The 18,249-nt window shown below is 56.8% G+C and carries 14 protein-coding genes; 12 read left to right on the forward strand and 2 right to left on the reverse strand.

Annotated elements, in window-relative coordinates; genetic code table 11:
- Positions 1-10 precede the first annotated feature (10 nt).
- The 4 genes from NYE48_RS04835 to ppnP all read left to right on the forward strand — a co-directional run bounded on the left by NYE48_RS04835 (position 11) and on the right by ppnP (position 8,005).
- The gene (locus NYE48_RS04835) at positions 11-1,981 is read left to right on the forward strand and encodes a vWA domain-containing protein (RefSeq protein WP_340997185.1); all 1,971 of its coding nucleotides are present in this window, start codon (positions 11-13) and stop codon (positions 1,979-1,981) included.
- Complete coding sequence (locus NYE48_RS04840; RefSeq protein WP_340997187.1) at positions 1,965-4,922, forward strand: VWA domain-containing protein; 2,958 nt, start codon at positions 1,965-1,967, stop codon at positions 4,920-4,922. The genes NYE48_RS04835 and NYE48_RS04840 overlap by 17 nt, the downstream gene beginning before the upstream one ends.
- 687 nt (positions 4,923-5,609) lie before the next feature.
- On the forward strand, positions 5,610-7,628 hold the full coding sequence (gene tkt / locus NYE48_RS04845) for a transketolase (RefSeq protein ID WP_212952293.1): 2,019 nt from the start codon (positions 5,610-5,612) through the stop codon (positions 7,626-7,628).
- Positions 7,629-7,684: 56 nt separating this feature from the next.
- On the forward strand, positions 7,685-8,005 hold the full coding sequence (gene ppnP, locus NYE48_RS04850; RefSeq protein ID WP_339322178.1) for a pyrimidine/purine nucleoside phosphorylase: 321 nt from the start codon (positions 7,685-7,687) through the stop codon (positions 8,003-8,005).
- A gap of 175 nt (positions 8,006-8,180) precedes the next feature.
- On the opposite strand, the gene NYE48_RS04855 is transcribed toward ppnP, so the two are convergent.
- On the reverse strand, positions 8,181-9,080 hold the full coding sequence (locus NYE48_RS04855) for an NAD(P)-dependent oxidoreductase (RefSeq protein ID WP_340997189.1): 900 nt from the start codon (positions 9,078-9,080) through the stop codon (positions 8,181-8,183).
- 244 nt (positions 9,081-9,324) lie between these two features.
- Between NYE48_RS04855 and NYE48_RS04860 the strand changes: the two genes are divergently transcribed.
- The 3 genes from NYE48_RS04860 to NYE48_RS04870 all read left to right on the forward strand — a co-directional run bounded on the left by NYE48_RS04860 (position 9,325) and on the right by NYE48_RS04870 (position 12,007).
- Positions 9,325-10,680 (forward strand): glucose-6-phosphate isomerase, encoded by a 1,356-nt coding sequence (locus NYE48_RS04860; protein ID WP_036715391.1) that lies wholly within the window; start codon positions 9,325-9,327, stop codon positions 10,678-10,680.
- A 104-nt stretch (positions 10,681-10,784) separates the two neighbouring features.
- Positions 10,785-11,417: a YigZ family protein gene (locus NYE48_RS04865; protein ID WP_341000601.1), complete on the forward strand. Its 633-nt coding sequence runs from the start codon at positions 10,785-10,787 to the stop codon at positions 11,415-11,417.
- A gap of 5 nt (positions 11,418-11,422) precedes the next feature.
- Positions 11,423-12,007 (forward strand): TetR/AcrR family transcriptional regulator, encoded by a 585-nt coding sequence (locus NYE48_RS04870; protein ID WP_036715393.1) that lies wholly within the window; start codon positions 11,423-11,425, stop codon positions 12,005-12,007.
- Between the two features lie 315 nt (positions 12,008-12,322).
- Here NYE48_RS04870 and NYE48_RS04875 read toward each other — a convergent pair whose 3' ends face one another.
- Complete coding sequence (locus NYE48_RS04875) at positions 12,323-12,724, reverse strand: secondary thiamine-phosphate synthase enzyme YjbQ (protein ID WP_339322175.1); 402 nt, start codon at positions 12,722-12,724, stop codon at positions 12,323-12,325.
- A gap of 299 nt (positions 12,725-13,023) precedes the next feature.
- On the opposite strand from NYE48_RS04875, the gene cysT reads away from it, so the two are divergent.
- From cysT to NYE48_RS04900, 5 genes are all read left to right on the forward strand, one after another.
- On the forward strand, positions 13,024-13,839 hold the full coding sequence (gene cysT / locus NYE48_RS04880) for a sulfate ABC transporter permease subunit CysT (protein ID WP_340997192.1): 816 nt from the start codon (positions 13,024-13,026) through the stop codon (positions 13,837-13,839).
- Positions 13,836-14,633: a sulfate ABC transporter permease subunit gene (locus tag NYE48_RS04885; RefSeq protein WP_036715396.1), complete on the forward strand. Its 798-nt coding sequence runs from the start codon at positions 13,836-13,838 to the stop codon at positions 14,631-14,633. The genes cysT and NYE48_RS04885 overlap by 4 nt, the downstream gene beginning before the upstream one ends.
- A 1-nt stretch (position 14,634) precedes the next feature.
- Positions 14,635-15,699 carry a sulfate/molybdate ABC transporter ATP-binding protein gene (locus NYE48_RS04890; RefSeq protein ID WP_212952291.1) on the forward strand — a complete coding sequence of 355 codons (1,065 nt, stop codon included), beginning with the start codon at positions 14,635-14,637 and terminating at the stop codon, positions 15,697-15,699.
- A gap of 447 nt (positions 15,700-16,146) precedes the next feature.
- Positions 16,147-17,214 (forward strand): sulfate ABC transporter substrate-binding protein, encoded by a 1,068-nt coding sequence (locus NYE48_RS04895; protein ID WP_340997194.1) that lies wholly within the window; start codon positions 16,147-16,149, stop codon positions 17,212-17,214.
- A 251-nt stretch (positions 17,215-17,465) separates the two neighbouring features.
- On the forward strand, positions 17,466-18,236 hold the full coding sequence (locus NYE48_RS04900) for an MBL fold metallo-hydrolase (RefSeq protein ID WP_036715399.1): 771 nt from the start codon (positions 17,466-17,468) through the stop codon (positions 18,234-18,236).
- Positions 18,237-18,249: the final 13 nt, after the last annotated feature.

An 18,249-nucleotide genomic window follows, 5' to 3' on the forward strand; every position in this document is an offset into this window, starting at 1 on the left:
AGGAATCCGAGTGGGGATCGGTTCATGGCTGGGCCTCTGGTTCGGCCTGAGCATACCGGCGATTTTGGCGATGTATTTGCTGAAGCGCAAATTTTTGGACACGACTGTGCCAAGCCATTTGCTGTGGCAGCGGGTGATAAAAAACCTGGAAGCCAACCGGCCCTGGCAAAAGCTGCAAAACAGGCTTCTTCTTTGGCTGCAGCTCCTTGCCGCGGCATTGCTCGTTTTCGCCTTAATGAAGCCCTATGGGTCTGCTGCGGACATTGGCAAAGCGCATGTCGTGCTGGTGGCCGATACGTCGGGAAGCATGAGCGCACGTTCCGGTTCGGCACAGGGGCAACCGGGCGAGGAGAAGCTGGCGATGATGAAGCGGATGATCAAAGACTATCTCGAACACGAAGCCAAAGACGGCGAGATTACGCTGCTCGGCATGAATGCGGAGCCGAACCTGCTTATTTCCCGGGAAAAAGACCGCAGCCGCGCCTTGCAGGCCGTCGATTCGCTGGAACCCTATTTTGGAAGGGCCGCTTACGATGAAACGCTGTCCCTCGCTTCCGCGCTCACCCGGGATGAAACGGATGCCGAAGTCGTCGTGTTTACCGACGGGCAGTGGAGAGGGGAGCCGGACTCGGTGCCGTTTGGGGTTCCGGTGAAGGTGATGAACGTAGAGGCGGAAGCCGGTTTTAATCTTGCCCTCCGGCAATTTGGCGTTAAAAACGGAGCGGAAGGCAAAACGGCGGTGGCCGTTGTCGGCCAAAGCGGCGGGGCGGCAAAAGAAGCGCACGTCAACCTGTATGGCGACGGCAAGCTGCTGCAAACGGAAAACGCAATGCTGGCGCCGGGAGGAACGGCCACGCTTACGTTCCGGGAGGTGCCGGAGGCGGAAGTGTACCGGGCCGAAGTGGAGGAGGCGGACGATTACGCCGCCGACAACGAAGCGTACGCATTTTCGGAGCGGAATGAAACGGCGCGGATTTTGCTGCTGACCCGGGGCAATCTGTTTCTGGAAAAAGCGCTGCAGCTGACGGGCGCCGAAGTCGTCAAAATGACGCTGCCCGGGAAAGAAGGCGAGGAGTCCGCTCCCGGCGGAGCAGGCAGGACAGCCGTTCCCGGAAACCCGCCGGATCTGGTCGTCATCGACGGGACGGCGCCGTCTTTTACGGCTCAGGACGATTGGAAAAAGCTGATGGAACGTACCCCGGTGTGGACGGTGGGAGGGGGCGAAAGCAAGATCGACGTGGGCGGAGCCCAGCCGAAGCTTGAAAGTCACCCGGTGAACCAATATGCGAGCTATAACGGCGTCTACATCGGGAGCCTCTTGAACCGGAAGCTTCCGGATTGGGCGTCCCCGATCGTCAGCATCGGCACCCACCCCGCGGTCATTGCGGGGACGGAAAACGGACAGCCGAGGTTGTCGTTTTTGTTCGACCTGCAGGATACAGATTTTCCGCTGTCGGCGGAGTTCCCGATCGTCGTTCATGAGGCGGTATCCTGGCTGACGGGAAGCGGAGGCCAAAATCTGGGGCGCCATACGGCGGGATCCCGGGTCGAAATCCCGGTCGCGGCCGATGCCGTTTCGGCCCGGTGGGTGGCCAAAGACGGGCTGGCCAAAACGCTCCAGGTGCCGGAAATACAGGCGGATGCGAACGAAAAAGGAATCAACGCGCTGCAGCAGCTGCCTCCGGTTCCGGGGTTGTACGTTTTTGAGCAGCGGAATCGCGAAGGACAAATGACGGAGTATTACGCCGAAGCGTCGGCCGATCCTTTCGAGGGGAAGCAGGGAACGCCGAATGCCAAGCTTGCGGCGATAGGCCAAACGGCGGACGGGAAGGATGCGGCCGCCGGCAAGGCGGCTGAAGTAGCCGCGGACAACAGCCGCGGGGAGCGGCGCCAAGCACCGCTGATGACGCTGCTTGCCTGCCTGGCTTTGCTCGTTATTCTCGCGGAATGGGGGGTGTACCAGCGTGGGCGTTCAATTTAATCATCCCTGGCTGCTGCTTCTGCTGCTTCCGCTGGCGGCGTTGATGCTGTACGCATTCAAATCGGATTACCGGCTGTCCGGCGCACGGAAAATCGGGGCGGCGACCGTTCGTTCCGCCGTGATCCTGCTGCTGGTGCTGGCCATTTCCGGTTTGCAATCGTATACGGTCCTCGAGCAAAAAAAGGTCGTGTATGTCGTGGACCGGTCCGCAAGCATGCCGGAAGCCGGGCCGGCCGAAGATTGGGTGCAGAAATCGGCGGCTTCGAAAAAGGAAGCCGACGCCGTCGGCGTCGTCTCTTCGACGCTCCAAGGTTCTTACGAGCAGAAGCTGCTGAATCTGCTGCCGGACCCGTTCCGGCTCAACGCCGCCGGAAAGCCGGAGTTCACCAACCTGGAGTCAGGCCTTATGTTGGCAGGGAACCTGCTGGGCGGCAGCGGAGATTCCAGGATCGTGCTGATCAGCGACGGCAAGGAAAACGTCGGCAGCATGCTGGCCGCAGGGCGGATGCTGAAGGACCGGGGAATTCCCGTCGACGTGCTGCCGTCGCCTTCCCGAAAGCTCCAAGATGTCTCGGTGGAGGAAGTTACCGTGCCCTCTAAGCTATACCAAGCCGAATCCTTTTCGATCGAAGTGCTCGTCAGGAGCACTTACAAAGGCCGCGGCGAACTGAGGCTCTACGAGGACAGCCGGGAAATCGGCAGGGAAACGGTGGATATCCGCGCAGGCGAAAACCGTTTTGCCGTCAAAGCGTTCGCGAAACAGACCGGACTCCACCGTTACCGGGCGGAAATGTTCATGGACGGCGACGGCCAATCGGCGAACAATGCCGGTTATGCGTTCACCCGCGTGGACGGTCCGCCGAAGGTGCTCATCGTGGAAGGCAAAAAGGGGACCTCCGGGAACATTGCGGCCGCGCTGCAATCCGGACTCGTGAAGTATGACATCTTGCCGAGCCCCGCGCTGCTGCCGACGGAGCTTGCGAAATATGCCGCCTACGATTCGATCATCTTTAACGACGTATCCGGGGATCAGGTCGGCGAACGGCGGATGGAAATGATCGAGCAGGCCGTCAAAAGCTACGGCATCGGTTTTATGATGGTCGGCGGCGAGGATTCCTTCGGCATGGGCGGTTATTTCAAAACGCCGATCGAACGGGCTTTGCCGGTATCGATGGAGCTCGAAGGCAAAAGGCAAATCCCGTCGCTGGGACTCATCCTCGTCATCGACCGCTCGGGCAGCATGTCCGGCGATAAAATGGAGATGGCCAAAGAAGCGGCGGTCCGGACCGTCGAAATGCTCCGGTCCAAGGATACGGTCGGCGTATTGGCTTTCGATACCAACAATTGGTGGGTCGTCCCGCCCATGACACTGAACGATAAAAAGCAGGAAGTGATCGACGAAATCCAGTCGATCCAAAGCGACGGGGGAACGGACATTTATCCCGCCGCCGCTTCCGCGGTAGAGGAAATGCTGAAGATCCAGGCCCAGCGCAAGCATATCATCCTGATGACGGACGGACAGTCCGCGGGCAACGGCGGATACGGACCGCTTCTGGATCAGATGAACGACGCCAAAATTACGATGTCCACGGTAGCCGTAGGCAGCGACGCGGACGTCAACCTGCTCCAAACGCTTGCCGATGGAGCCAAAGGACGGTTTTACATGGCGTTTGACGAGACGACGATTCCGGCGATTTTCAGCCGCGAAGCGGCGATGATCTCGAAATCGTATATTGTGGACAAGCCGTTTGTTCCCGCGCTGCAGGATCCGGGCGACTGGAGAACGTTGTTTGAGGACGGCGTGCCGCAAATTTACGGTTACGTGGCAACGACGGCCAAGCCCGCGGCCCAGACGGTGCTGACCAGCCCTGAACCGGATCCGCTTCTTGCCCGCTGGCAGTACGGCTCGGGCCGGACGGTGGCCTGGACGAGCGACATGATGGGGAAATGGTCGAAGGATTGGGTATCCTGGCCGGCATTTTCCAACGTGCTGACGCAAATGGTGAAATGGACCTTCCCGCAATTTGCCGCTTCCCCGTACGATGTCAAAACGCAGGTCGAGGGCAACAAGGTGCGGTTCGAAGTAAGCTCCGCCTCCGGAACCGGGCCCGAGCAGCTGCAGGCGATCGTGACCGGCGATGAGCTGGAGCCGGTGGCAACGGAGTTGGTTCAGGAATCGCCGGGCACTTACAGCGGGGAGATGACGGTGGAGCAGCCCGGATCTTTCCTGCTGTCGCTGGAAGACGGCAGCGGCCAAAACGTCGCCATGCCGACGGGGCTGATCGTTCCGTATTCTCCCGAATACCGGATCGAAACCGGCGACGCGGAGCGGGAGCTACAACGTCTCGCCGACATGACCGGCGGGCGCGTGTTGTCCTGGGACCGGCCGGAGGAGCTGTTTGCGGCGCCTCCGCGCCCGAGCCGGCAGCTGCATGATCTCCGTTATGCGCTGCTGGCCGCGGCCCTGATGCTTTGGGTCGCGGATGTCGCCGTGCGCCGCCTGGCCCTCCCGTGGGGCCGGATCGGCGCAAGCCTGGCCGCCGCGCTGCGCAGGCGGCCGCAGCCGGCCGGCGGGGCCGAAGCCCCGGACGCCGGCCTGAGCAGGCTTGCCGCGCGGAAACAGCGCGCGGCAGCCTTTTACGGCGGCGGCGAACGCCCGGCGCCGCCGCCCGAACCGGCGCAGCCGCAGGCACGCGCCGGGCAGCGGGAAGCCGGAGCGGAGCGTCCGGCTTCGGAGGCCCGCCCCGCGGCGCAGAGCCAGAGCGGCGCGCGCGGGCGGGAAGGGGCCGGCCGCCTGCGGCGGGGCCGGGCCAACCGGCGGCGGCCGAAGCGAAGCCGCCGCAGGACGAGCGGTCCGCGGCGATGGACCGCCTGCTGGCCGCGCGCAAGCGTAACTCGCGTTAGCTGCGCGCCGCCAGAGGGCATAGCCGCGGCCAGCTGAAAGCCGGCGTCGCCTATGCTCCGTCAGCAAGCCGGCGACGTCCAATCGGCATAAAATGGCCTTGAGGTATTTTGCTCCGACCGTCCCCGGTACAAACCCGTTGAGCGGGCTTTTCCTCCAGGATGGCGTGTAACCCGGATAACCGTAACCCACTTTGGCCGCGGCTAAAAGTGGGTTATTTTCGTTGCCCCTGAGGACCTCATCTGAGAGTCCCTTTTTTGGCAAAAAAGTTTGTTCCGCCGCTCGCTCCAAGACAGCCATCATGCGCCGGACGGCGATCCGGGAATTAAGATTCGTTCTTCCGGATCTTTAGTTTTTCGGGCCATGCGCCTTCGGGATCAAAAAAATTTTTGTGACAAATGTTGTGCAAAAGGAGGGGAATCCCGACGGAACATGTGACCGCTTTAATCCGCGGTATATTACGATTTTGCAACCTTCCGTCCGCTGTCAATTGTTGCCGCATAATGACGTTCGCTGCAGGGAATGGTGATAAAGGATATGGAAAAGAAGACTGCCAAGTGTTACAATAAGTCAAAATGAAACATTCAAGCGGAGCTTCTTAAAAATCCGTAAGCGGGAGAAGGCTTTTGCGCTTTCTTTTGTCGTGTTATTGCAGCTGGTTCGCCCGGTTACGCGATTTGGCGCCGCTGGCTTTACCTCATCCGAAAACCTTTAAGGAGGATACACATGACTGACAAAAATCAGACAATCGATAACCTATCGATTACGACCATCCGTACGCTGGCCATCGATGCCATCGAAAAGGCGAAATCCGGTCATCCCGGCATGCCAATGGGCTCTGCTCCAATGGGATACCAACTGTTTGCCAAAACGATGAACCACAACCCGGAAAATCCGACTTGGATCAACCGCGACCGGTTCGTCCTGTCCGCCGGACACGGCTCCATGCTGCTGTACAGCTTGCTGCACCTGAGCGGCTATGATCTTCCTATGGAAGAATTGAAGCAATTCCGTCAATGGGGAAGCTTGACTCCAGGCCACCCTGAGTTCGGGCATACCGCCGGCGTTGACGCTACGACGGGTCCTCTCGGCCAAGGCATTGCGATGGCTGTCGGCATGGCGCTTGCCGAAACGCAGCTGGCTGCAACGTACAACAAAGATCAATATAAAGTGGTCGACCACTATACTTACGCCATTTGCGGCGACGGCGACCTGATGGAAGGCGTAGCTTCCGAAGCTGCATCCCTTGCCGGTCACCTGAAGCTTGGCAAATTGATCACGCTTTACGATTCCAACGACATTTCCCTGGACGGCGAACTGAACCTGTCCTTCTCCGAAAGCGTGCAAAAACGCTTTGAAGCTTACGGATGGCAAGTGCTGCGCGTAGAGGACGGCAACGATTTGGCCGCGATCGAAAAGGCGATTGCCGAAGCGCAAGCCGAAACGGAAAAACCGACCCTGATCGAAGTGAAAACGGTCATCGGTTACGGAAGCCCGAACAAGCAGGGCAAAGGCGGCCATGGCGGTACGCACGGTTCCCCGCTTGGCGCCGAAGAAGCGAAGCTGACCAAAGATTTCTACAAATGGGTATACGAAGAAGACTTCTACGTGCCTGAAGAAGTGCGCGAGCATTTTGCGAAAGTAAAAGAACGCGGCATTCAAACGAACAAGGCTTGGGACGAGCAGTTCGCGGCTTACAAAAAAGCTTATCCGGAACTCGCTGCCCAATTCGAGAGAGCCGTTGCCGGCGAATTGCCTGAAGGCTGGGATAAAGACCTGCCGAAATACGCCGTAGGCGACAAAGCCGTATCCACTCGCGTGGCATCCGGCAATGCGCTGAACGGGCTGGTAGGCAACGTGCCTCAACTGCTCGGCGGATCCGCCGACCTTGAAAGCTCCACGATGACGCACTTGAACGGCGTGGGCAACTATACGCCGCAAAGCCGCGACGGACGCAACATTTACTTCGGGGTACGCGAATTCGGCATGGCTGCAGCCATTAACGGCATGATGCTGCATGGCGGTCTGAAGCCGTTCGGCGGTACGTTCTTCGTATTTACGGACTACCTGCGCCCTGCGGTACGTTTGTCCTCGATCATGAAACTGCCTGTGACTTACGTTCTGACGCATGACAGTATCGCTGTCGGCGAAGACGGACCAACGCACGAGCCGATCGAACAACTGGCTTCCCTGCGCATCATCCCTGGGTTGACGGTCATTCGTCCGGCTGACGGCAACGAAACGTCCGCGGCTTGGGCTTATGCGGTCGAAAACAAGGAAAATCCGGTAGCGCTGGTGCTCACTCGCCAAAACCTGCCGATCCTTGAAGGAACAGTTGAAAAAGCAAGAGAAGGCATCAAGCGCGGCGCTTACGTCGTATCCGACGCGAAAAACGGCAAACCGGTTGCCCAAATCATCGCAACGGGCTCCGAAGTTCAACTGGCTGTCAAAGCCCAGGAAGAACTCGCCAAAGAAGGCATTGAAGTTCGCGTCATCAGCATGCCAAGCTGGGATCTGTTCGAAAAACAGGATCAGGCTTACAAAGATTCCGTGATCCTGCCTGACGTCAAAGCCCGTCTTGCGGTGGAAATGGCGCAAACCTTCGGTTGGGAACGTTATGTCGGAGACAAAGGCGATATCCTTGGCATCACGACCTTCGGTGCATCCGCTCCTGGGGACATCGTCATGAAAGAATACGGATTTACGGTAGAAAACGTCGTTAAACGCGTCAAAGCGCTGCTTTAATACGTTTCGCTATCGGCATCGATCTAAGTTTCATGGGATAAGGAGCAGTGGTATTCATGTCGGAATTCAACAACGCGACGGTTGTCAAAGCCGCGAATATTTATTATGACGGTCAGGTCACGAGCCGGACCGTCATCCTGGAAGACGGAAGCAAGGTTACGCTGGGCATCATGCTTCCGGGCAAGTATGAATTCGGTACGGAGGGTCCTGAAATCATGGAAATCCTCTCCGGGAAGCTTAAAGTGCTTTTGCCGGGCCAAGAAGCTTGGCAGGACATTGACGGCTCCGCGACGTTCCATGTGCCCGCCCGTTCGAAGTTTGCCCTGGAAGTATTCGGCGTAACGGATTACTGCTGCTCCTACCCGGAGGAAGCTTAAGACGTTCCCCATGCTGCGGGGCGGCCGAATCCGAAAAACGAATAATTATAAAAGGGTAAGACTGCGTCATACGCAGCCTTACCCTTTTAGTCATCTTTTCAAGAGGGCCCTTGGCAGGTTCGAACATCGGGATTGCCGAAACTTCGATGCATACGGGCGGAGGAACGGGCCAAACTTATTCCAGCGGCTTGCCGCCGATCGTTTGGCCGATCCAAGCTTCGTAGCATTTGACGACGGCAGACAGGTCCTCGTCGCCGTAACCTTGCGTCGCTCCGGCCTGGAACAGGCTTTTGGCCATGTTCAGCATCGGCGCGGGAATGCCGGAAACGTCGGTCAGGGAGGAAGCGAGCTTGAGGTCCTTCAGCATTAAGGCCAGCGAAAACTGGTTGCTGAAATCGGCTTCGATGATCTTGCGGCCTTTCAGATCCGCAGCTTTGCTTCCCGCCGAACCGAGCTGAACGAGCTCCAGGAAGCTGTCCGCAGGGATGCCGGATTTGGCGGCGATGGCGAAACCTTCGGCGAGCGCAAGGTTGTTGATGCCGACCACGGTGTTATGCGCCAGCTTGGCAACGGAGCCGCTGCCGTTCGGTCCCATGTGGATGATCTTTTTGCCGAGGGTATCCAGCACGTCGGTGACGTTTTGGAGCACGGAAGCCTCGCCGCCGACCATAAACACGAGCGTGCCGTCGATCGCCGCCGGCTTGCTGCCGGTCACCGGGGCATCCAGGAAGTAAGCGCCAAGCTCCCCGACGGAAGCCGCGATTTCCTTGACCAGTCCGGGGGAGATGGTGCTCGAATCGATGACGGTCACGCCGGCATCCAGCGAGCATAGAATGCCGTCTTCGCCGTAAAACACCTCGCGGATGGAATCGTCGTTGCTGACCATCGTGATGACGACGTCCCGGCCGGCCGCGGCTTCGCGCGGCGTTGCGGCGGCGGCTGCCCCTTCGGCGACAAGCGGCTCGCATTTGGACGGCGTGCGGTTATATACGGTTACTTCGTAGCCCTTTTTTAGAAGATTGGAAGCCATCGGCGCTCCCATGGTTCCCAGTCCGATAAAGCCTATTTTTTTCATAGCAGATCACCTTTTCTTTCCGTGGAGGAACGCGCGAAGGGGCTTCGGATGAAGCCCCCGGCGCATCCCGGAGAATTTATGAAGCTGGATCTATTTTACCATGAAGCCCGGCCGGCATACCACGAGGAGACGCTTTTCATGGAAGCTTTCTTTCGTGCTTGCTAGCGGCAAGAAATTACAGTATCCTATTCTAAAGCTATTTTTTAGAGCGTGGAGTAGAGATGAAACCAGGAGGTACAGACAAATGTCAAAACCGTTGAAATTCGATTACAGCAAAGCCCTTGCGTTCGTCAACCAACATGAAGTGGATTATTTCGCCGATCCGATCCGGCTGGCTCACGAGCAGCTGCACAACAAAACCGGCGCAGGCTCCGACTACCTGGGATGGATCGATCTGCCGACGGCATACGATAAAGAAGAATTCGCCCGCATCCAAAAAGCGGCGGCCAAAATCCAAAACGATTCCGACGTCCTGATCGTCATCGGCATCGGCGGTTCCTACCTCGGCGCGCGCGCGGCGATCGAAGCTTTGTCGCATTCCTTCTATAACTACCTGCCGAAGGACAAGCGCAAAACGCCTGAAATTTATTTTGCCGGCAACAACATCAGCTCGACGTACGTAACGCATTTGCTCGACCTGATCGAAGGCAAGGATTTCTCCGTTAACGTCATCTCCAAATCCGGAACGACGACGGAACCGGCGATCGCATTCCGCATTTTCCGCGCAGCCCTGGAGAAAAAATACGGCAAGGAAGAAGCGAAAAAACGCATTTACGCTACCACGGACCAAGCAAAAGGCGCGCTCAAAAAGCTTGCGACCGAAGAAGGCTACGAGTCCTTCGTGATTCCTGACGACGTGGGCGGACGTTATTCCGTGCTGACCGCGGTAGGCCTGCTGCCGATCGCAACGGCCGGCATCGACATCGAAGAAATGATGAAAGGCGCTGCCGACGCGGCCAAAGAATACAGCAACCCGAACGTGGCCGAAAACGAAGCGTACCAATACGCCGCCGTTCGCAACGCGCTCTACCGCAAAGGCAAAGCCATCGAGATTCTCGTGAACTACGAACCTTCTTTGCACTATGTATCGGAATGGTGGAAACAGCTGTACGGCGAAAGCGAAGGCAAGGACTACAAAGGCATTTATCCTGCTTCCGTCGATTTCTCCACCGATCTGCATTCCATGGGTCAATTCATTCAGGAAGGCAGCCGGAACATTTTCGAAACCGTCATTCAGGTGGACAAGGTTCCTCATGAAATTACGATCGAAAGCGATCCGGACGATCTGGACGGCCTGAACTTCCTCGCAGGCAAGACGATGGATTTCGTGAACAAAAAGGCTTTCCAAGGCACGATGCTGGCACACACCGACGGACAGGTTCCGAACCTGATCGTAACCGTGCCGGATCTGACGCCATATTCTTTCGGATACCTGGTTTATTTCTTTGAAAAAGCTTGCGGCATCAGCGGTTACCTCTCCGGCGTGAACCCATTCGACCAGCCGGGCGTTGAAGCTTACAAGAAAAATATGTTCGCATTGCTTGGCAAACCAGGCTATGAAAAAGAAAAGGCTGATCTGGAAGCCAGACTTTCTGAATAACGACGCATCTTAAGCATAGACATAAGGCAGAAGGAAGCAGTTCACCGGTTGGAAAAATACGGGGGACTGCTTTCTTGCCAATCTGGGAAAGGGTACCGAAGGACATGATTGAACGTTACCGTACCGTTCGCAGGAGCGGGGAAAAAGAAATCATCATCAAGAAGTCGCGCTTTATCGGGCATATCATGCCGGTTGAAAGCGAAGAAGATGCAAACGCTTTTATCGAGGACATCCGCAAAAAACACTGGAACGCCACGCATAACTGCTTCGCCTACATGATCGGGGAGCGTGACGAAATCCAAAAGCAGTCCGATGACGGGGAGCCCAGCGGAACCGCGGGCAAGCCGATTCTCGAGGTCATCAAAAACCAGGGCCTGAAAAACGTGGCGATCGTCGTCACCCGGTATTTCGGCGGCATCATGCTCGGGGCGGGGGGATTGATCCGGGCCTACACGGACGGCGCCGTCGCGGCGATAGAAGCCGGGGAAGCGATTACTCGTGTACTTCATCGGCAAATTTTTGTAGAATTAGATTACACGTGGCTCGGCAAGGTTGAAAATGAGCTTCGGAACCGCGAGGTTCGCATGGGGGAGACACGTTTTACGGACAAGGTAACGCTGGAATGCCTGCCGCTGGATGCGGAAAAGGATGCGTTCATGTCGTGGATGGTGGATCTGACGCAGGGTCAATCCCTGATTACGGAGGGTGAGCAGCTTTATTTTATTGAAGGGGAATAAGGTCTATGGCAAGAAGAGCAGTGGAACAGGAGTTATCCAGGGAGAGGATTCTGGAAGCAGCCAGACATTTGTTCGTCACAAAGGGCTACAGGGCCATCTCCATGCGCAGTATAGGTCAGCATTTAGGTTACAGTCATGGTTCCTTGTATTATCATTTTAAGGAAAAGGCGGAGCTGTTTTACGCTATCGTCGTGGAGGATTTCAACAACCTGGCGGTTCAGCTGAAAAAGGTCATCAAGGCCTCCCCGGTTCAGGATTTGACCAAGGTGGAGCAGCTCATGCTCGAGTTTATCCGCTTTGGCCTGGACCATCCGTACCAGTACGAGATCATGTTCATGATCCGGGACGAAGAGCTGTTGTCTTACTGCCGTACGGAGCAGGGGCGCTGTTTGGAATTGTTTGCATCCATCGTGCGCCGTTACATGAACGAAGAAAAGCACGGCCAGGATTTCTGCCGGAATCTTCCGCTGACACTGTTTTTGTCTATGCATGGCTTCATCTCGTATTACATCCAAGACCGGGTTACTTTTGAGGAAGTGAAGCCCGCAGCGCTCGCGCATGTCAAAATATGCTGCGAATGCTTGCGGTAGCTATGGTTTGGCCGTCCGAGATTTGATGAACATTCCGCAAAGCGCGGTTCATTCGCTGGGAAGATGCCCCGGCGCCATTTTTGGGCGGGTTGATGCCGCCTCCTCCGAATCCCCCAAAACGACGACACCGGGATCGGCGGACAAGAGAAAATTCGTGAATCGGCCGTCTCTTGACGGACGTTTACTTTATAGCACTAAATTGTTATTGCGTCAAAGCGATCGTGCAGATGGGATGGTGAAGGGGATAGGCGGAACGGCCTGAACCCCAACGCCTGTTTTGTTTTGGATGCTTGCTTCCGTTTGCGTGGATCTAAGTTACCCCTGCATGATTTTGACATGGTACTGCCTGCGGCGGGGACCGTCAAATTCGCAGAAATAAATGCCCTGCCAGCGGCCGAGCAGCAGATCGCCTCCGGCGATGATGACCGTTTGGGACGGCCCGCAGGTGATCGATTTTAAATGCGATGCCGTATTGCCTTCCATGTGACGGTATTTCGGATGTTCCCACGGATAGACCTCGTCCAGCCGCATCAACACGTCCCGCTTGACGTCCGGATCCGCGTTTTCGTTAATGGCGATTCCGGCGGTGGTGTGCGGGCAATAAATCAGCACCGTGCCTTCCTTGATTCCGCTTTTTTGCACGAGCGAGCGGACCTCCCGCGTAATATCCCTCATTTCGTCGCGGCCGGCAGTGGTCAATTCAAGCGTATGCAGCATAATATGGATTCTCCCTTCTTTTTCTCCAAAACGATTTGATGATTGACGGCAACTTAACCACTTCGCCGCAGCTATTTTCAATTCCTTTTGCAGTGTACATTATTTTCTAATTTCCATACAAACTTACATATTGACGATGACAAACAGTTTTTGGTAAAGTATCTCTTAAGTGAAAAGCCGAGTATACAAATAGGAATTCAATTCATTTTATTAAAAAACCATTTTGATGACCATATGCACCATACGCGCAATAGGCGCATTGCGTCACGCGGATTCAAAAAAACGGGGAGGAAAGCCGTATGAATACATTGCTGCGACATAAGGGCTGGACCTGGGGGTTCCGCAGCACCCTGCTTTTATATTTTCTGCTGCTGGTGATCCTTCCTTTGCTTGGCGTCTATTATCATTCCTTTTCGGAAGGCTGGCGCCAATTTGCGGAAAGCGTTACGGATCCGATTGCCTGGAAGGCCGTTCTGCTGACGGTCCGGCTTGCGCTTGTCGCGGCCGTCATCAACATGCTGATCGGCACGATGATCGGATGGGTGCTGGTACGCTGCCGTTTTCCGGGAAGAACGCTGCTGAACAGCCTGGTGGATTTGCCATTTGCGCTTCCGACCGCCGTGGGCGGACTGATGATCCTTTTGCTGCTCGGACCCGCCAGTTGGGTCGGCCAGGTTGCCGGAGCGCTGGGATTCGATATCGTGTTTCATCCGCCCGCGATCATTATCGCGATGGTATTCGTGACGTTTCCGTTCGTGATCCGCGCGGTACAGCCGCTGCTGGAGGAAATTGATCCGTCCGAGGAGGAGGCGGCAAGAACGCTGGGAGCGTCGGGCTTCAGAGTCTTTTTTCAAGTGGTGCTGCCGTCCATGCTGCCCGGCATATTAAGCGGCGGCATGCTTGCCTTTTCCAGGGCGCTGGCGGAATTCGGGGCGGTCGTGCTGGTGGCGGGCAACATCCCCGGACGGACGCTGGTCGCTTCCGTGTATATATACGGGGAAGTCGAAAGCGACCATACGGCGGGCGCGGCCGCGGTGTCGATCCTTCTGCTGACGTTGTCCTTCATCATTTTATGGGTTGTGAACTGGGTACAGACACGGGGGAAAAATCAATGAATAAACTCTGGATCGTACTTACTTATGCCGTATTTACCGTTCTTTTGATCATTCCGCTCGTTAAAATGACGACGGCCGCCTTCAGCGGCGGGCTTGGGGCGCTGGGAGACGCGCTGTCCCGGCCGGAGGCCCTTCACGCGTTTATGATGACGGCGCTTGTGGTCGTCACGGTCACGCTTTTGAACACGCTGCTCGGGATGATGACGGCGGTTTACCTCGTACGCGGCAATTGGATGAGCCGATGGTTGAGAAGGCTGATGAACAGCCTGGTCGATTTGCCTTATGCGGTGTCTCCCGTCATCGGCGGTTTGATGATCGTTCTGCTGCTTGGCCCGGGCAGCGCCGCCGGAGCTTTTTTTGACCATATCGGCTTCAAGATCGTCTACGCGTTTCCCGGCATGGTCATCGCGACGCTGTTCGTGACGTTCCCGCTTATGGTGCGCGAGGTGATGCCCGTTTTGCAGGAGATCGGCACGCAGCAGGAAGAGGCGGCTTCCACGCTCGGAGCCTACAGCTGGACGACGTTCTGGAAGGTGACGTGGCCGTCGATCCGCTGGGCGGTCATTTACGGCGTGGTGCTGACGATCGCCCGGGCGCTCGGGGAGTTCGGCGCGGTGCTGGTCGTTTCCGGCAATATCATCAACCGTACGCAGACCGCGACGACCCTCATTTACCAGGACGTCGAAAACTTCAACGTCACTTCGGCCAACGGGGCGGCGCTGGTGCTGGCGGCGTTTTCGATCGGGCTCATGCTGCTGATGGAATGGGCGAAAAAAAGAAGGGGAGTGCACTGATATGCATATTGAGGTTCGCGGTTTAAACAAGCATTTTGGCAGTTTCCACGCCGTCAAGGACGTGAGCTTTGACATTGCGAAAGGCCATCTGATCGGGCTGCTGGGACCGAGCGGCGGCGGGAAAACGTCGGTGCTCCGAATGCTTGCCGGCCTGGAGCAGCCGGATGCCGGAGAGATTTTGTTCCATGGGGAACCGGTAACCGATCTGCTGCCGCAGGAGCGCGGGATCGGCTTCGTCTTTCAAAACTATGCGCTGTTCAAGCATATGACGGTGTTCGACAACATCGCGTTCGGGCTTAAAGTGAAAAAGGTGCCGAAAGCGGTTTTGAAGGAGCGGGTGATGGAGCTGGTGGAGCTGACCGGTTTGTCCGGCTTCGAAAAGCGATATCCCCATCAGCTGTCCGGCGGGCAGCGGCAGCGCGTCGCTTTTGCCCGGGCGCTGGCCCCCGAACCGCAGCTGCTGCTGCTGGATGAGCCTTTTGCGGCCATCGACGCCAAAATCAGGCAGGAGCTGCGCTCCTGGCTGCGCGAGCTGATCGAACGCGTGGGCATCACCTCGATTTTCGTGACGCATGACCAGGATGAAGCGATCGAGGTCGCCGACGAGATCATGATCATGAATCAGGGGCGCCTGGAGCAGAAAGGAACGCCTTGGGACATATACAAAGAGCCGAAAACGCCATTCGTCGCGTCGTTCATCGGGGAATCGACGATCATCGACGACGTGTCGGAGCTTCGGGGCTTTGAGGAAGCGGGATCGGGCGCAGGAACGCGCGCGCTCATACGGCCCGAATACATCGAAGTCGGGGATGCGCATGAATTCACCATGCCTTCCGCCACGGAGGAAGGGGTCGTGCACCGCCTTCATTTCCGCGGCAGCGAGTGGATGGTGGAGGTGGAGGTCGGCGGCCATAAGCTGATGACCTACCGCTCGCTGGAGAAGCCGTCGTTGACGCCTGGACAGCATGTGAGGGTGCTGGTGCACCGCGCGTATATGTTCAACGAGGAGCGGAGCTGGATGGAGGAGAACCGGCTGAAGGTCGATCCGATGCCGGTGATGATCTGAAAATTGACTGCTTCACGTGTGACGAAGAAGCCGCCGCGATTACGATCGTCTGCTCGTCTTTAAAATAATTGTGGTGCTCAGGAAAAATTATTAAGGTATGGCGCAAGGTGACGCTGCGGTTACGGATCGTTCTTCCGATCGCTGTTGTCTCCAAATTTCGTTTATTTGGTTTATCAAAAAGGAAGAAATCCGGAGACAAAGGCGGCCACTACCGTTTCTTCAGATCGATTCCGTCCCCTCCGCTACTTTTACGCTTATTGTCAAATACCTAATAACTTATGAGCCGGTTCGGAGTAGCCTGTCCTTACGAAGCGCGCTTTCCTCCGAAAGATTCCCAGACGATCTCTGCAGCTTCGGAAGATTTGTTTCTATCCCCTCCGATACGTTCGCTTTTACATGTTCTAATGTGAGTTCATCACAATTTTTTAAAATCAGGAGGAAGCGCATATGAAACCATCCTTAAGCCGGTTGAAAGTGAATATGTCGGGTCTGCTCGCCTTCCTTCTGCTGATGTCGGCCCTGCTGTCCGGATGCAGCCGGGAAACCGCCACGGAAGCCAGCGCGGCTCCGGCGAGCGGGAAAGAGGTCACGCTGGTCATCGGCGCTTACAGCATCGTCAAGGACGCCATGGCGGACATTTTGCCCAAGTTCCAGCAGGAATGGAAAGCCAAGACCGGGCAAACGGTCAAATTCCAGGAATCCTATGAAGCGTCCGGTACGCAGGCCCGCGCGATCATCGGCGGCTTTGAGGCGGACGTGACGCTGCTTGCGATGGAAGGAGACGTCGATAAGCTGGTCAAGGAGGGGCTCGTCAGCAAGCAGTGGCGAGACGCTCCGGACGGCGGCATGATTACGCGCTCCATCGTCGCTTTGGGCACGCGGGAAGGGAACCCGCTCGGCATCCGCGATTTTACGGATTTGACCAAACCAGGCGTCAAGGTACTGTATCCGAACCCGCAAACCTCCGGAGGGGCCCAGTGGGATATCAACGCCATTTACGGAGCCGGACTGAAGCTTTCGGAGGAGCAGGGACAAAAAGATCCGGCATACGCCAAAGCCTTTTTGGAGAAGGTGCATCGGAATATCGAATCGCTGGACAAAAGCGGCAGGGCGTCCATGGCGGCCTTCGAATACGGCGTCGGCGACGTGGTCGTGACCTACGAAAACGAGCTGCTCGCCCGCATCAGGCAGGGGCAAAAATATGACGTGATCATCCCTAAATACACCATCAAAATCGAAAATCCCGCAGCCGTCGTCGACAAGTACGCCGATCAGCACGGAACGCGCAAGGTAGCGGAGGCTTTTGTAGAGTACCTACGAAGCAAAGAGGCGCAGACGGTGTTTGCCGAATACGGCTTCCGGCCGGTGAACGAAGAGGTGCTGAAAGCCAACGAAAGCCGGTATCCGGTGCCATCCGGATTGTTTGACATTTCCTATCTGGGCGGCTGGGACGAGGTGCGGGAAACGCTCTATTCCAAAAAAGGACTCTGGTATCAGGTGCTCGCCGGCATTTAACCGAACGCATCTTCGGGCAAAAGCCGCCGGTCAAGGACGGGAAATTGCGGCTAACATGTTGGCTTGACTCTAGAGGGACAACAAGCGGGATTATGCCTGTATGGCAGATCCCGTTTTTTTGCGCAGAGCGATATCGCCGGTATTCGGCGGGCACCCCTTTGCGCGGCGTGATACAATATAAGCATTCCATGAGGTTTGAATGGCCCGGAACATGATAGGCGCCAAAAGGGGCGTGGAGGAGGAAAAACAGAATGGATACGCTTGTGTTTTTGGGAACCGGCGACGCGATGGGCGTGCCTCGGGTTTATTGCGAATGCGACGTATGCATGGAAGCAAGAACGACCGGAATCAACCGCCGATTGCGCTCGCTCGTGATGGTCGAGGGGCCGGACGGCGGCTTTTTGATCGATTGCGGTCCGGATTGGCGAGGCCAGATGGAAAGCCAAGGGATTCGTTTTGCCGAAAAAATATTGGTGACGCACGCGCATTTCGACCATATCGGAGGACTTCCGGAATGGGCGGATGCCTGTCGCCGGCTGGGCCGGAAAGGGGAGCTGTACGCCCCGCAGGAAGTGATCGACACGATCCTGAAGCAGTTTCCATGGCTTGCGAGACATTTGATGACGACGGCGGTCGATAAGGGGATCGAACTGGGCGGTTGGAAGATTCAGGGCTGGAAGGTATGCCACGGCTACAACGGGTTCAGCTACGCGTACCGGCTCGAAAAAAACGGCTTCCGCTGGGTGTACTGCTCCGATTCCATCGGTTTGAACGAGAAGGAAAAACAGCCTTTGCATGATTTGGATTTGCTGGTGCTGGGGACAAGCTTCGTGCACGAAACGGCTCCGTACGAGACGCGTTCCGTCTACGACATGCGGGAAGCGGCGGAGCTTCTGGCCGAGGTTCGCCCGAAACGGGCGCTCTACACCCATATGTCCCACGACGTCGATTTGAATCGGGATATACCGCTGCCGCCGAATGTCGCGCTTGCGCGCACCGGCATGAAGGTGGATTTGGCCTGAAAACCGTGCGCCA

Origin of the sequence: Paenibacillus sp. FSL M7-1455, assembly GCF_038004655.1 — a bacterium.
Classification (GTDB): domain Bacteria; phylum Bacillota; class Bacilli; order Paenibacillales; family Paenibacillaceae; genus Paenibacillus_AQ; species Paenibacillus_AQ cookii.

Excerpts from the sequence above, each read along its gene's own strand:
- tkt (WP_212952293.1), top strand. The coding sequence starts at position 5,610 with ATGACTGACAAAAATCAGACAATCGATAACCTATCGATTACGACCATC.
- ppnP (WP_339322178.1), top strand. The coding sequence starts at position 7,685 with ATGTCGGAATTCAACAACGCGACGGTTGTCAAAGCCGCGAATATTTAT.
- NYE48_RS04855 (WP_340997189.1), bottom strand. The coding sequence starts at position 9,080 with ATGAAAAAAATAGGCTTTATCGGACTGGGAACCATGGGAGCGCCGATG.
- NYE48_RS04860 (WP_036715391.1), top strand. The coding sequence starts at position 9,325 with ATGTCAAAACCGTTGAAATTCGATTACAGCAAAGCCCTTGCGTTCGTC.
- NYE48_RS04865 (WP_341000601.1), top strand. The coding sequence starts at position 10,785 with ATGATTGAACGTTACCGTACCGTTCGCAGGAGCGGGGAAAAAGAAATC.
- NYE48_RS04870 (WP_036715393.1), top strand. The coding sequence starts at position 11,423 with ATGGCAAGAAGAGCAGTGGAACAGGAGTTATCCAGGGAGAGGATTCTG.
- NYE48_RS04875 (WP_339322175.1), bottom strand. The coding sequence starts at position 12,724 with ATGCTGCATACGCTTGAATTGACCACTGCCGGCCGCGACGAAATGAGG.
- cysT (WP_340997192.1), top strand. The coding sequence starts at position 13,024 with ATGAATACATTGCTGCGACATAAGGGCTGGACCTGGGGGTTCCGCAGC.
- NYE48_RS04885 (WP_036715396.1), top strand. The coding sequence starts at position 13,836 with ATGAATAAACTCTGGATCGTACTTACTTATGCCGTATTTACCGTTCTT.
- NYE48_RS04890 (WP_212952291.1), top strand. The coding sequence starts at position 14,635 with ATGCATATTGAGGTTCGCGGTTTAAACAAGCATTTTGGCAGTTTCCAC.
- NYE48_RS04895 (WP_340997194.1), top strand. The coding sequence starts at position 16,147 with ATGAAACCATCCTTAAGCCGGTTGAAAGTGAATATGTCGGGTCTGCTC.
- NYE48_RS04900 (WP_036715399.1), top strand. The coding sequence starts at position 17,466 with ATGGATACGCTTGTGTTTTTGGGAACCGGCGACGCGATGGGCGTGCCT.